The sequence below is a fragment of the Mesobacillus sp. MER 48 genome (assembly GCF_023714225.1).
Classification (GTDB): domain Bacteria; phylum Bacillota; class Bacilli; order Bacillales; family Cytobacillaceae; genus Mesobacillus; species Mesobacillus oceanisediminis_A.
The window spans coordinates 351,679-364,692 of sequence record NZ_JAMAUR010000002.1; the positions used below are offsets into that span (position 1 = coordinate 351,679).

The 13,014-nt window shown below is 41.5% G+C and carries 13 protein-coding genes; 10 read left to right on the plus strand and 3 right to left on the minus strand.

Annotation, left to right across the window (positions count from 1 at the left end; translation table 11 throughout):
- Positions 1 to 9 precede the first annotated feature (9 nt).
- A complete protein-coding gene (locus M3593_RS08000) occupies positions 10 to 966 on the minus strand; it encodes a COX15/CtaA family protein (protein WP_251542148.1) in 957 nt (318 codons plus the stop codon).
- A 615-nt stretch (positions 967 to 1,581) separates the two neighbouring features.
- Between M3593_RS08000 and cyoE the strand changes: the two genes are divergently transcribed.
- The 8 genes from cyoE to M3593_RS08040 all read left to right on the plus strand — a co-directional run bounded on the left by cyoE (position 1,582) and on the right by M3593_RS08040 (position 9,947).
- Positions 1,582 to 2,508: a heme o synthase gene (gene cyoE, locus M3593_RS08005; protein ID WP_144474752.1), complete on the plus strand. Its 927-nt coding sequence runs from the start codon at positions 1,582 to 1,584 to the stop codon at positions 2,506 to 2,508.
- Positions 2,509 to 2,608: 100 nt separating this feature from the next.
- Positions 2,609 to 3,682, plus strand: coding sequence for a cytochrome c oxidase subunit II (coxB, locus tag M3593_RS08010; RefSeq protein WP_144474753.1), 1,074 nt, complete (start codon positions 2,609 to 2,611; stop codon positions 3,680 to 3,682).
- A gap of 31 nt (positions 3,683 to 3,713) precedes the next feature.
- Positions 3,714 to 5,585, plus strand: coding sequence for a cytochrome c oxidase subunit I (ctaD, locus tag M3593_RS08015; protein ID WP_144474754.1), 1,872 nt, complete (start codon positions 3,714 to 3,716; stop codon positions 5,583 to 5,585).
- Positions 5,585 to 6,214 carry a cytochrome (ubi)quinol oxidase subunit III gene (locus M3593_RS08020; protein ID WP_144474755.1) on the plus strand — a complete coding sequence of 210 codons (630 nt, stop codon included), beginning with the start codon at positions 5,585 to 5,587 and terminating at the stop codon, positions 6,212 to 6,214. The genes ctaD and M3593_RS08020 overlap by 1 nt, the downstream gene beginning before the upstream one ends.
- 4 nt (positions 6,215 to 6,218) lie before the next feature.
- Entirely contained in the window at positions 6,219 to 6,554 is a 336-nt protein-coding gene (ctaF, locus tag M3593_RS08025; RefSeq protein WP_144474756.1) for a cytochrome c oxidase subunit IVB, read from the plus strand.
- A gap of 158 nt (positions 6,555 to 6,712) precedes the next feature.
- Positions 6,713 to 7,624, plus strand: coding sequence for a cytochrome c oxidase assembly factor CtaG (gene ctaG / locus M3593_RS08030; protein WP_251542147.1), 912 nt, complete (start codon positions 6,713 to 6,715; stop codon positions 7,622 to 7,624).
- A 146-nt stretch (positions 7,625 to 7,770) separates the two neighbouring features.
- A complete protein-coding gene (locus M3593_RS08035) occupies positions 7,771 to 8,235 on the plus strand; it encodes a DUF420 domain-containing protein (RefSeq protein ID WP_251542145.1) in 465 nt (154 codons plus the stop codon).
- Positions 8,236 to 8,768: 533 nt separating this feature from the next.
- Complete coding sequence (locus M3593_RS08040) at positions 8,769 to 9,947, plus strand: GNAT family N-acetyltransferase (RefSeq protein ID WP_144474759.1); 1,179 nt, start codon at positions 8,769 to 8,771, stop codon at positions 9,945 to 9,947.
- A 42-nt stretch (positions 9,948 to 9,989) separates the two neighbouring features.
- Here the strand turns inward: M3593_RS08040 and ytvI are convergent, their stop codons facing one another.
- Entirely contained in the window at positions 9,990 to 11,048 is a 1,059-nt protein-coding gene (gene ytvI / locus M3593_RS08045) for a sporulation integral membrane protein YtvI (RefSeq protein ID WP_144474760.1), read from the minus strand.
- 271 nt (positions 11,049 to 11,319) lie between these two features.
- Between ytvI and M3593_RS08050 the strand changes: the two genes are divergently transcribed.
- Positions 11,320 to 11,676, plus strand: coding sequence for an Asp23/Gls24 family envelope stress response protein (locus M3593_RS08050; protein WP_144474761.1), 357 nt, complete (start codon positions 11,320 to 11,322; stop codon positions 11,674 to 11,676).
- A gap of 22 nt (positions 11,677 to 11,698) precedes the next feature.
- Here M3593_RS08050 and M3593_RS08055 read toward each other — a convergent pair whose 3' ends face one another.
- Entirely contained in the window at positions 11,699 to 12,058 is a 360-nt protein-coding gene (locus M3593_RS08055) for a YugN family protein (protein ID WP_144474762.1), read from the minus strand.
- A 243-nt stretch (positions 12,059 to 12,301) separates the two neighbouring features.
- On the opposite strand from M3593_RS08055, the gene M3593_RS08060 reads away from it, so the two are divergent.
- Positions 12,302 to 12,730 (plus strand): CBS domain-containing protein, encoded by a 429-nt coding sequence (locus tag M3593_RS08060; protein WP_251542143.1) that lies wholly within the window; start codon positions 12,302 to 12,304, stop codon positions 12,728 to 12,730.
- The last annotated feature ends 284 nt before the right edge of the window (positions 12,731 to 13,014 follow it).

Consider the following 13,014-nt stretch of genomic DNA (forward strand, 5'->3'; position numbering starts at 1 on the left):
TGCAGCTTCTTATTTTACAGTGGCCGGAGAAAGGTCTGCGGCTGTAGGTTTCTCTACTCTTGCGGCATTTTTCTTGCTTCTTGAAACTAGAAGGATGAAGTAGCTGAACACACCAAACAGTACTGATATGAAGAATGCGTGCGCCAGAGCGATATACAAATTCAGTCTGGTATAAATAATCAGCGCACCCGCGGTCACCTGAAGTGAAACCAGTATCATGGAGATGATCCAGCCCCAGTATAATACTCTCTCATGTTTGTAATGTTTTACGGTGATATATGTTACGTAGGCAATCCAGATAAAAATGAATCCCGCTGCTGCCCTGTGGCCCATCTGAACCCATTCATACAGGTTTGTAGGCAGGAAAGAACCGTCATTCGTGCATAATGGCCAGTCCCTACAGACCAGGCTTGCGTTCATATGTCTTACCAGAGCTCCCGTATAGACGACAATATAGCTATATACCGCCAGTCCGATGATATGGAACCTCATTCTTTTATCGATCACTAATTTATCAGCCTCGAATTTCTTATCTACCTCAAAAATAAGCATGGTCAATAATAGAACAGCTGCAAAAGAAATGAGTGAAATGCCAAAGTGAAGCGCGAGAACAAAATCAGATTGGCCCCAAACGACAGCGGCAGCGCCAATCAAAGCCTGAAGAACCAAAAAGAAAAATGATAAAACTGCCAGGAACTTCGTTTCACGGATGTGTCCGATTGTTTTCCAAGTCCAAATGGATAAAACCAGAACCATGATGCCGACACTACCGGAAACCAATCGGTGGGCCAGTTCTATTACCAATTCCGGTGTTATGCTGGTGGGAACAAACTCTCCATTGCATAGTGGCCAGGATTTCCCACAGCCCATTCCGGAATCAGTTTTAGTAACCAGTGCTCCCCCTAATAAAACAAAAAGCATCCCAATCGTGGTCAAAACAGCAAGCCACTTTAGGGAACGATTCATAATCATCACCTGCTCATTCAAAGTTCGATAAGTTGTCAAATAATAAACTTGACATGTATAATGTAAGAAACTTGTAGAAAATAAAAAATTCTATTCCTATAATAACGAAGTTTGGCGAAAAAGGATAGAAAACAATACTTAAGATACTACACAAAATAAGGTTTTTTTTCAATACTAACCTCCGGGATGGACATTGAAGCCTTTTATCGGTAAAATTCTCTTGGCAGTACCATCCCTGGGAAAATGACATACTACATACCAGCTTTTTTACTTTCATGAAAATATTATCCAAGAATATGTAATAATAGCTCTCCGACGACCCTTTTAATAAACATTCGATTCTAGTCAAAATTCCTTGCAATAAAAATGAACTTTATGGATAATGGCGGTAAGACACAAATTAGTCAAATTTTGTTCAAAAAAAATTCACAAAAAAGTTGTGAAGTGTGATTTAATATACAACGAAGGCTTTATTTTTCTACACAAACATTTAACAGCCTTAACACGTTGAGAATAGTGAAAACTATCTGGAATATAAAGTTGAAAATACTCTTCTTTTTTTTGTAAAAATTCGTATCTAGAATTTGGAAGAAAAGGGGATGGAGGAGGATATGGATGTCTAATTCAAAAGCTTTATCAGAAGCTGTATTGGAGAACGGACAGCCTGCAGTTGCGGAGAAGACTATGATGAAAGACTTTCTGGCACTGATTAAAGTAGGAATTGTTAATTCCAATGCAATGACGACTTTTACTGGTTTATGGCTTGCGCTTCATTTTAGCGGTGCGCGATTCCTGGACAGTATTGATTTGATTCTTGCGACATTGATCGGTTCATCGCTGATCGTTGCCGGCTCATGCAGCCTGAATAATTACATTGACCGGGATATCGACCACTTGATGGAACGAACAAAAGACCGTCCAACTGTCACAGGAAGAGTCCAACCGGGCAAAGTGGCATTGATGAGCTTCCTGTTGATTGGGATCGGCACCGGATTTTTGCTTACTACTACCATTACAGCTGCTGTAATCGGGCTGTTTGGAGTTTTTAGTTATGTTGTTCTATATACTTTGTGGTCAAAAAGAAAATATGTTTCCAACACGATTGTCGGAAGTATTTCAGGAGCAGTACCGCCATTAATTGGCTGGGCTGCAGTTGACGCAAATCTTGATATCATGGCCTGGATGCTTTTTGCCATCGTTTTTGTATGGCAGCCGCCGCATTTCTATGCTCTTGCCATGAGAAGGGCAGAAGAATACCGCGCAGCTGGAGTCCCGATGCTTCCTGTCGTAAAAGGATTCAAGGCGACAAAGAAATCAATTTACCTTTGGATCACGGCTTTATTGCCGCTGCCATTCTTTCTTCAGGAGCTTGGAATCTCTTTCATGGTTCTGGCAACCATCCTGAATATTGGGTGGATTGTATTGGGAATCTATCTAGAAAAGCTTAAAGATGATATAAAGTGGGCAAAACTGATGTTTGTATATTCCTTACAATACTTAACGGTCATGTTTGTCGCTATGGTAATTGTCACACTTATCTAACCTTCGTTAGGAGATTCACTCTTTGATGAGAGAGGATTTTTCCATATATTTTAAAACCAAATTAATAAGATTTTTTACGAAAGAGGGGTTTAATTAAGCTATGAAGATGCTTGCTAAATGGCGTCTGCTATCATTGTTCGCATTGATGGCATTAGTCTTGTCAGGCTGTGGAGAGCCATACTTGTCTGCGTTAAGACCAGCAGGTGAAGTCGCTCAATCCCAGTATGAACTCATGTTGTTGAGCACGGCGATTATGGTTGGAGTAATTGCAATCGTCACAATCATTTTTATTTATGTTGTCATGAAGTTCCGCAGGAAAAACGACAACGAAATTCCAAAGCAGGTTGAAGGAAGCCACAAACTGGAAATCCTTTGGACTGTTATTCCGATCTTATTGCTTCTAATTCTAGCTGTTCCAACAGTGGCTGCAACGTTCAAGTTAGCTGATGTGTCACCAATGGAAAAGAAAAATGCCGATGGAAAAACGGATGCTCTAGTAGTTAATGTCCGTGCAAACCTTTATTGGTGGGAATTCGAATATCCAAATGAAGAAATCATCACTAGCCAGGAATTGGTAGTGCCGACAGATGAAAAGGTTTACTTTAATCTGAAAGCTTCTGATGTTAAGCACTCATTCTGGATTCCTTCTGCGGGAGGAAAGATGGATACGAATACCGACAACGTCAATAAGTTCTGGCTTGAGTTCGACAGTAAAGGTGCTGATGAAGCTGGCGGCCTTTTCTATGGAAAATGTGCTGAGCTATGCGGCCCTTCACACGCATTGATGGACTTCAAAGTAAAGGCAATGCCTCGCGCTGAATTCGATCAATGGGTATCAAGTATGAAAACAGTTAAAGAACCTGTTAAAGCTGAAACAGCAACTGCACAGCAAGGACAGGAAATCTTCAATAACAGCTGTATTGGATGCCATGCGGTAACTCCTGCAAATACGGCTCCAGAAGCAGCACGCGTTGGTCCTAACCTGACTAACTTCGGTGAACGTTCCCGTGTTGCTGGTGTTCTTGATCATTCTTCTGAAAATGTGAAGAAGTGGCTTGAGGACCCAGAGGCTTATAAGCCAGGTAATAAGATGACTGGAAAGTATCCTGAACTCTCTCCAGAAGAGCTAGACGCATTGGCAGAGTATCTGATGGGCTTGAAAGTCCAGAAATAAAAGGGGATATGTTTGAAAGGGAGGTAAAACTGTGAGTACCTATGCTCAGAAAAAAGGATTCGGCGCAACATTGTGGGACTACCTGACAACAGTTGACCATAAGAAAATTGCCATCCTTTATCTAATCGCTGGCGGATTCTTCTTCCTTCTTGGAGGGCTTGAAGCGCTATTTATCCGTATCCAGCTCGCTGTGCCAAATAATGATTTTGTTAGCGCAGGGTTCTATAACGAAATCCTGACGATGCACGGAACGACGATGATCTTCCTTGCAGCGATGCCGCTTGTATTTGCATTCATGAATGCTGTAATGCCACTCCAGATTGGTGCGCGTGACGTTGCGTTCCCATTCTTGAACTCTTTAGGATTCTGGCTATTCTTCTTTGGTGGAGTATTCCTGAACCTTTCATGGTTCCTGGGTGGAGCTCCTGATGCTGGTTGGACTTCTTACGCTTCTTTATCAATGGCGTCTGAAACACATGGTATTGATTTCTACGCACTTGGTTTGCAGATTTCAGGTGCGGGTACACTAATCGGGGGGATCAACTTCCTCGTAACGATCGTAAATATGCGTGCACCGGGAATGACATATATGAGGATGCCGATGTTCACTTGGGCTACATTCGTGACATCTGCACTGATTTTGTTCGCATTCCCTCCATTGACTGTAGGCTTGTTCTTACTGATTTTTGACCGCATGTTTGGTTCTAACTTCTTTGATGTAGCCAATGGTGGTAACACTATCATCTGGGAACACCTTTTCTGGATCTTTGGTCACCCTGAAGTTTATATCTTGATTTTGCCGGCTTTCGGTATTTTCTCAGAGATATTCGCAATCTTCTCTAGAAAACGTCTTTTCGGTTACTCATCCATGGTATTCGCGACTGTTTTGATCGGTTTCCTAGGATTCATGGTTTGGGCTCACCATATGTTCACAACAGGTCTTGGACCAATTGCCAACGCAATCTTCGCAGTAGCGACTATGGCCATTGCCGTGCCTACTGGAATCAAGATTTTTAACTGGCTGTTCACGATGTGGGGCGGAAGCATCAAGTTCACTACGCCAATGCTTTGGGCTGTAGCATTCATCCCTTCATTCGTAGCCGGTGGTGTAACTGGTGTCATGCTTGCATCAGCTGCAGCTGACTATCAGTACCACGACAGCTATTTTGTAGTAGCTCACTTCCACTACGTAATCGTAGGTGGGGTAGTATTCGCGTTATTTGCAGGTGCACACCTGTACTGGCCGAAAATGTTCGGTACAATGCTAAACGAAACTCTTGGAAAGATCACTTTCTGGTTATTCCTGATTGGTTTCCATTTAACATTCTTCATCCAGCACTTCCTGGGATTGATGGGTATGCCGCGTCGTATCTTCACATTCCTTCCTGGACAGGGACTTGAAACAGGAAACTTGATCAGTTCAATTGGAGCTGCGTTCATGGCAGTTGCTGTTATCGTTCTATTGATCAATGTAGTAATCACAACTGTTAAAAACGAAAAGGTTGGAAATGACCCTTGGGGAGATGGCCGTACACTAGAGTGGGCTATCGCTTCACCGCCGCCATTCTACAACTTCAAACAGCTTCCGCTTGTTCGTGGTTTGGATGCTTACTGGCTTGAAAAAATGGAAGGCAAGAAGGGTATGACGCCTGCAGAACCACTGGGCGATATCCACATGCCGAACAACTCATTCATTCCTTTCGTTATCGCGCTTGGTCTCTTCATCGCAGCATTTGGTGCAATGTACCGTGCTGAGACGAGCTGGGGCTTGCTGGTACTGATATTGGGAATGGCAGTAACATTAGGAGCAATGTTCGTCCGCTCTATTAAAGATGATCATGGCTTCCATATTCATAAAGAAGACCTAATGGATGATGAGAATGATAAGGGGGTAAAGGCATAATGCAAGCTGAAGAAAAATTCACATATGAAACATGGCCTGCCGAGCCTGAAAAAGCAACCCTCGAAGCAAAGAACAAATTTTTGGGCTTCTGGTTCTTCCTTGGCGGAGAAACAGTTTTGTTCGCAACTTTATTTGCGACTTACCTTGCATTGAAAGATAAGGTTCCCAGCGCTGACCATGCACTGGCAAAAGATATTTTTGAAATACCGCTTGCTTTTGCAGCGACAATGCTGCTTTTAACAAGTTCTTTGACAAGTGTATACGCAATGTATCACATGAAGAATTTCAACTTTAAGAAGATGCAGCTATGGCTTGGATTGACTGTAGCTTTAGGTGCAGCCTTCCTTGCGCTTGAAATTTATGAGTTTAATCACTATGTACATGAGTTCCACCATACGTTTACAAGCAGTGCGTTTGGCTCAGCCTTCTACACGCTTGTTGGCTTCCACGGTGGACACGTGGCATTTGGTTTACTTTGGATCACTACACTGATGATCCGTAACTCCAAACGTGGGTTGAATCTGTACAACGCTCCTAAGTTCTACGTAGCCAGCCTTTACTGGCACTTCATTGACGTTGTATGGGTATTCATCTTCACGGTTGTATATCTAATGGGAATGGTGGGATAAACTGATGGCTAATCAACAACCAAGTTCAGGGAACCCAAGAGTAGACGTCGAATATCGTCGCAAGAAGAGCGCCGAAGAGATGAGATACCAAATCGTTTCCTTTGCATTGATGATTTTCTTGACGATTGTTGCATTTGTTGCAGTTGGATATGAAGGATTTTCTGGCTGGTTCACAGTTCCGTTCATCCTTTTGCTTGCGGTAGTGCAAGTGATTTTCCAGCTCTATTATTTCATGCACATGAGTCACAAAGGACATGAAGCACCTTCATTATTCCTATACTCAGGAGTGCTTGTAGGCGCAGTTACCATCCTTGCGTTCAGTACAATCATCTGGTGGTAAGCATAAATATGACTTAAAGGGAAAATCGGCTGTCACAGCCGATTTTTTCTATGATATTCGCTGGATTAGCATTTAATGGAAGTGTCGTTTCGTTGATGTTGCATACCAATGGAAGTATAATGAGAGTAAAGTTCTATAACTGGACGGGGTGAAAAAAGATGCTTACTCTAGATATATTTGGGTTCAGAGCCCTCTGGAGCCCGGTATTTTTTCTAGTGATGGCAGCTCTATTAGTTGCTTATTATCTAATTGTGTACAAATACTATGGTCGTTTTAAAGAAGGGACTCGGGCTACACGACAACAGGCTGTTTATTTAACATCAGCCATAATCGTACTGTATATCGTTAAAGGTTCACCTGTCGATTTGATGGCCCATATTACTTTTTATATGCACATGATCCAAATGGCTGTTCTTTATCTTGTCGTTCCGCCTCTATTGATTTTCGGACTGCCTAATTGGCTATGGCGATCCTTCCTTTCCCTGCCGGCAGTCGATCCGTTGTTTCGCTTTTTCACCAAGCCGCTAATTGCCTTGATCATGTTCAATGGAATATTCTCCATTTACCATATTCCGCTGATTTTTGATTTTGTCAAAACGGATATGTGGCTGCATGCAGGCTATACATCAGTGCTTTTTGTACTGGCCATGTTCATGTGGTGGCCGTTAGTCAATAAATTGGAAGAATATCAAACATTATCAGGCGTAAAAAAGATGGGATATATCTTTGCTGACGGAGTATTGATTACCCCTGCCTGCGCGCTGATCATATTTGCGGATACACCAATGTATGCAACCTTTGCAGACCCAAATGCATGGGGAGAAGCGTTGAAATTATGTGTTCCGCCTTCGACCCTTTCCAGCTTGAATCTTAGCGGTCCTGAAACCTTCAGTTCTATTTCGCTTTTGCATGACCAGCAGCTTGGCGGAGTAATTATGAAGGTCATTCAGGAAATCGTGTATGGAATTTTCCTGGGATATGCATTCTTCCAGTGGTTCCGGAATGAAGAAGAACGCCAGGCTGAACAGGATGCCATCAATCTTGCCAGTGCTCCACAGCCATTAAAATGAAATGAAATGTAAAAGCTTCCTTTTTAAAGGGAGCTTTTTATTTTTTTGTGTTTTTTAATATGAATCTGCTACTCAAAGATTGAAAAATAAGGACATGTCACCTACAATTAACCTTATGGAGAAATAATGATTGAGAGGGAAATGAAATGTCGAATTTACCGATTCTGCCTACGATCAGCACGACCTTTATTGTACTCAGTGCCATTACAGTGGCAATTGGCTGGGCCCAAATAAAACAAAGGAAGATTGATCAACATCGGAAGACGATGACTCTAGCCGGCATATTTGCGATCATCTTTTTTGTGATTTACGCTACAAGGACTATCTTTATTGGCAACACATCTTTTGGCGGACCGGATGATATCAAAATCTATTACACATTGTTTTTGATTTTCCATATCACACTTGCAACAATAGGTGCAGTGCTTGGAATCATCTCACTTTACACTGGATACAAGAACAAGCTTGAGCGTCATCGGAAACTTGGACCAGTAACAAGTGTTACCTGGTTTTTTACCGGAATCACAGGTGTCGCTGTTTACCTTCTTCTTTATGTATTTTATAAGGGCGGGGAAACTACTTCAGTCATCAAAGCGATTCTTGGAACATAAGGCAATAAAACATTGCGTATAGCAATGTTTCAGACTGTAGACAAACTCGGTGAAAATGGAGCTTGTCTACAGTTTAATTATTTGTGCTAGAATGGGGCTGTTGATTTCCGTTCCAGGCGCTTCGCTTTCCGCTGGAAGAATATGAAAAAGACCAACTGCCGTCTTTTTCATAAGCAATTCTTCCTTGGGGCCGGCGCTGAGACTCCTCGCCGCGTTGGCGTCTGAGGGGGATTCACCTGTCCGTCTGATCCAGCAGGAGTATACGCGCCTTCCACTCCAATCAACAGGATTCCTCAACTTAGTGTCTCTCTTTTAAAATAGATACATATAACGCTTGAGGTGATGAATATGCTTTCGGAAAATAATCCAATCCAATGATACCAATTAGAAATGGTTGCTTTGGACTAACTGGTTCCTCAGGACCCTTCCGTAAGATGAAACATTGCATTGTGTATAGCAATGTTTTTTTCTTTTGCAGGTATTTCCCCTCCTGAAGACGAACTAATACAGTGGTACAAAGGGGGTCTAGTTAAATGGAAATAAAAGTTTTAACATCAGAACATTACCTGCAATCACTGAAATTGTCAGAGTACGCCTTTCAATATAAAGTACCGGAAAGTGATATTCCTAAAAGGCTGGAGAGGTTGAAAAAACATCGTTTATTAGGGATTTTGGAAGGAAATGAGCTGGCATCCAAGCTGCATATTCTTTCCCTGAAAGTATTGCTGGGAGAAACAGAGTGGAAAATGGGCGGAATCGCTGGTGTGGCAACATATCCTGAGTACCGGCGCAAAGGGCATGTGAATGCCTTGATGAAAAAAGCGCTGGAAGATATGAATCAAGATGGAAGTATAGTTTCTTTCCTTCATCCGTTCCAAATAGATTTTTACAGACGGTTTGGCTGGGAAATCATTTCTGATAACAGGAAAGTGACAGTGGAAAAAATCAATTTAAAACCAGTAGATATTCAGCCTGGAAAAATCAAGCGGCATACAGAGAAGGCTCACAATAATGATATCGAAACGGTGTACAGGCAATATGCAGGCATGCACAGCGGAATGTTAGCAAGGGATTCTGATTGGTGGAACTCAAGTGTATACGGTTCCCAATTCGCCGCTGTCTATTACGATTCAGAAAATGTGGCAGCAGGATACCTCTTATACGAGGTTAAGGATAATGTCATGAAAGTAGAGGAATACGTTTCCTTAACTAATGAAGCAAGAAAAGGTCTTTGGAACTTCATATGCCAGCATGATTCGATGGTGGACCAAGTGGAAGTGTTGTTATCCGTCCATGACCTGTTCCCGTATTTTTTAAAAGAGCCTAAGCTTAAAACAGAAATTTCTCCCTATTTTATGGGTAGGGTCGTCAATGCTGAAAAAGCTCTGTCCAGCTATCCGTTCTTGTCGAGCGACACGGACAGAAAAGTTTTCATTCATCTTGAAGATAGTGCCGCTCCATGGAATACTGGTACCTATTTGATAAGCCGGGAAGGGATCAAATTTTACCCGGTGAAAGAAGGCGGTTCATGTGTTACTGCCCCCAAAAAGGGTCTTCATTTGAACATCAATTCTTTAACAGCGGTATTGTTTGGCTACAAGCGCCCTAAAGAACTATATGACCTGGAACTTATAAAAGGGGACTTGGAAGAAGTTAAACATCTTGAGAAAATCATTCCGTTATTCAAGCCATTCTTTTATGATTTCTTTTAAATACAATAAAACCCGGGAAATCGACTTCCCGGGTTTTATTGTTTATATTTTAAATTTCAATTTAATGATCCCTGCTTCTTTCGCTGAATTGAAAGCGATCAGCAGAAGCGGTCCGATGATAAAGCCCATGAATCCAAAAAGCTTCAGGCCAAGATACATGGCAATAAGTGTAGATAGCGGAGAAAGTCCGATTTGGCTGCCCATTACCTTTGGCTCGACTGTACGCCTGATGATCAATAAGATGACTGCCAGAACAGCAAGCTGGGTACCCAACGCCATATTTCCGGTCGCAAGATGGAAAATAGACCATGGCGCAAGTATGACGATTGAACCAATCAACGGGATAAAATCTATAACCCAGATGATCGCTGACATTACAATCGCGTACTTTGGAGTGATGAAAAGTAAGCCAATCAGGGAAACAATGAAAATAATTACACTGACTAAAAATTGAGCTTTTAAGAATCCGAACACAACATATGAAAGACGGGATGTCATAAAATGGACTTTATCCGCTGTTCTTTCAGTTAAGTGACTATATACGCTTCTCCTTAGAGATGGAAGTTCAAGCAAGAAAAGGAATAAGGCAATCAAATACACAAGAAAACTGATCAGGAAATTCGGAATATAGGTCAACAATGCCTTTAAATTATCTATATTGATGAAAGCGATCATGTCATTCTTGAGTTTATTTAAGAAATCCTCGGCTCGGTTGCTGATTTCAGTGACTACCTCACTCGGAAGGTCATTTGCAGCTTCTACAAATCTGTTTTCAGCCTTATACCAGGCATTGGTGATTTCATTTATATAGACAGGAGTATTATCAATAAGGTCAATTGCCTCTGTCACTGCGGTTGTCGTGAGAAAATACCCCGCAACCACGATAAGCAGTACAAACATTAGGAAAATGACGAGAACAGCCAGGCGCCTTCCGCTCTTCAGCCTTTTCTGGAAGTATACAACTGCCGGCTCGAGAAATAGGGCAGTGATCAATGCTGCGATCAACGGGATCGATACCGGAAGGATAATATAAAGAATCGCTGCCACCAAGATGGTGATGAGTGCAATAATAATCGTTCTTTTCGTGAAAATACCGGACAATTGGAACTCCTTTCTATACTCGTGCTGAGTATATACCTCTACAAATATTCAGTTTTGTTCAAATCATTAAAAACCACTAAAAATCCTTAACAATTAAATTATAGTACGCATCTAATATAAGAAACAACAAAAATCACCTATTGCCGTTGGGATTTTATATAACATTAAATTCCCTTAGGCAGCTATTGCTGAAAAATGATGGTTTGTCATCATTCCCTGTCCATGTGCCTGAACATCATGTTCGATAACCTAACCATATAGGGGTGAGGCAATGAAGAGTTCCGGGAGCATCTTTCCTGCGCAATATAGAGAGTTATGCCGTGCCATTTGTGCAATCATCCATGCAAACGTCAATGAAGACGTTTTTTTTCATCAATCTGAGCTTCAAACGAGAATCCCCGTTTTTCGAAGAACTGCATTTAGTGATAATGGGGTAAAGTGTGAACTGGATCAGGGAAATGTGAATATAAAGGTATTTGTCATCGCTATGCTAGGGGAGCACTCAATCTATCATAGTGCATTGGAGCTTCAGAGACGCATAGCAGAGGAAATTATCCTGTATACTTCTATTTTGCCAAAAAAAATTGATGTGATTGTCACTGGCGTAAAAGCAAAAAAGACGCAATGAAAGCGTCTTTTTCCCTTTAGAACTAAATAGCGAATTTCTCGACTTCAGCTTTCACTTCATTCAGAAGCTTTTCACACTGGCTGACCAATGATTTCGGGAAGTGTTCGCCTTCACCGTATTCGACACCATGCGGATAATAATGTTTGCCCAGCAAAGGAGTCATTAATTGAATGATTGCTTTGTGTGCTCCAACATCACCCTCGTGGACATGGCCCTGGACACGCAGATAATATGTACCTTCCTTGACGACGAGCTTTTTGTCATAAGTTACTCGCTCATAATCCCATTGTCCTTCACGTACAAGACCGTGATCAAGCATAACTTCATCAAGACGGTTCAAGTCCGCCTTCAGATTTTCGATACCTGTATTTTCGAATTTCATCCTTTTCCCTCCTAAAAACACACTGCATAATTCAAGCTTTATAATAGAGTATATCTCAAATTTAATAATAGTAAAAATATGATTAAGTTGCAATGAATATAAAAGCGTTTTTGAGTGTTTCTTGTTTTATTCTTTATAGCATCCGGCAAGAATAACAATTTCGTGTTTTTGGCATAATTAGCAAAATCCCGGCAACCATAATATCGAGCAGGTTAAGCTTAATCAATAAGGAGGAAAAAAAACGTGCGTAAAATCCGGGAAATTATGACGAGTAATGTAGAGACATGTACCTTGCTGGATAATGTGTTCGAAGTAGCAGTAAAGATGAAGGAGCTGAATGTTGGAGCCATTCCTATTGTTGACAATGATAAACTGGTAGGAATGATTACCGATCGTGATATTGTCATTAGAGGAATTGCTGAAAAACATCCCCCTTCCTCAAAGGTTGAAAGTGTCATGAGTGACCATCTAGTAACAGCAACCCCTGATATGTCCACGAAAGAAGCTACAAGCCTGATGGCGGAACACCAGATCAGAAGGCTGCCTGTAGTCGAAGGAGACAAATTGGTAGGAATTGTGGCACTTGGTGACTTTGCTGTCGATGAAATGACAGACGAGCAGGCCCATTATGCTTTAACCGAAATCTCAGAATCACAAAATCACATGCAATAATGAGAAAAGGCACTCTCTCAGGGTGCCTTTTTGTCTTTCTCTGCCTATAGCAAAACGTTATGGCATGGATAATGAATTTCATTCCAGCCAATCTGATAGTGCATATTTGACAGTGTAAAGAGGAAAGTGTCCAATTTGTTGATAGGTCCATAATTTTTTATAGGGCTGAAGGAACAGTTCTATTAAAAAGGTCAAGATAAATGGTATAATAAAATCTAAAACCGCTCATATAGTAATAGAGAGATAAAGGCTTGCTTCAGGGAAACAGCAGGCTAGAATAAGGG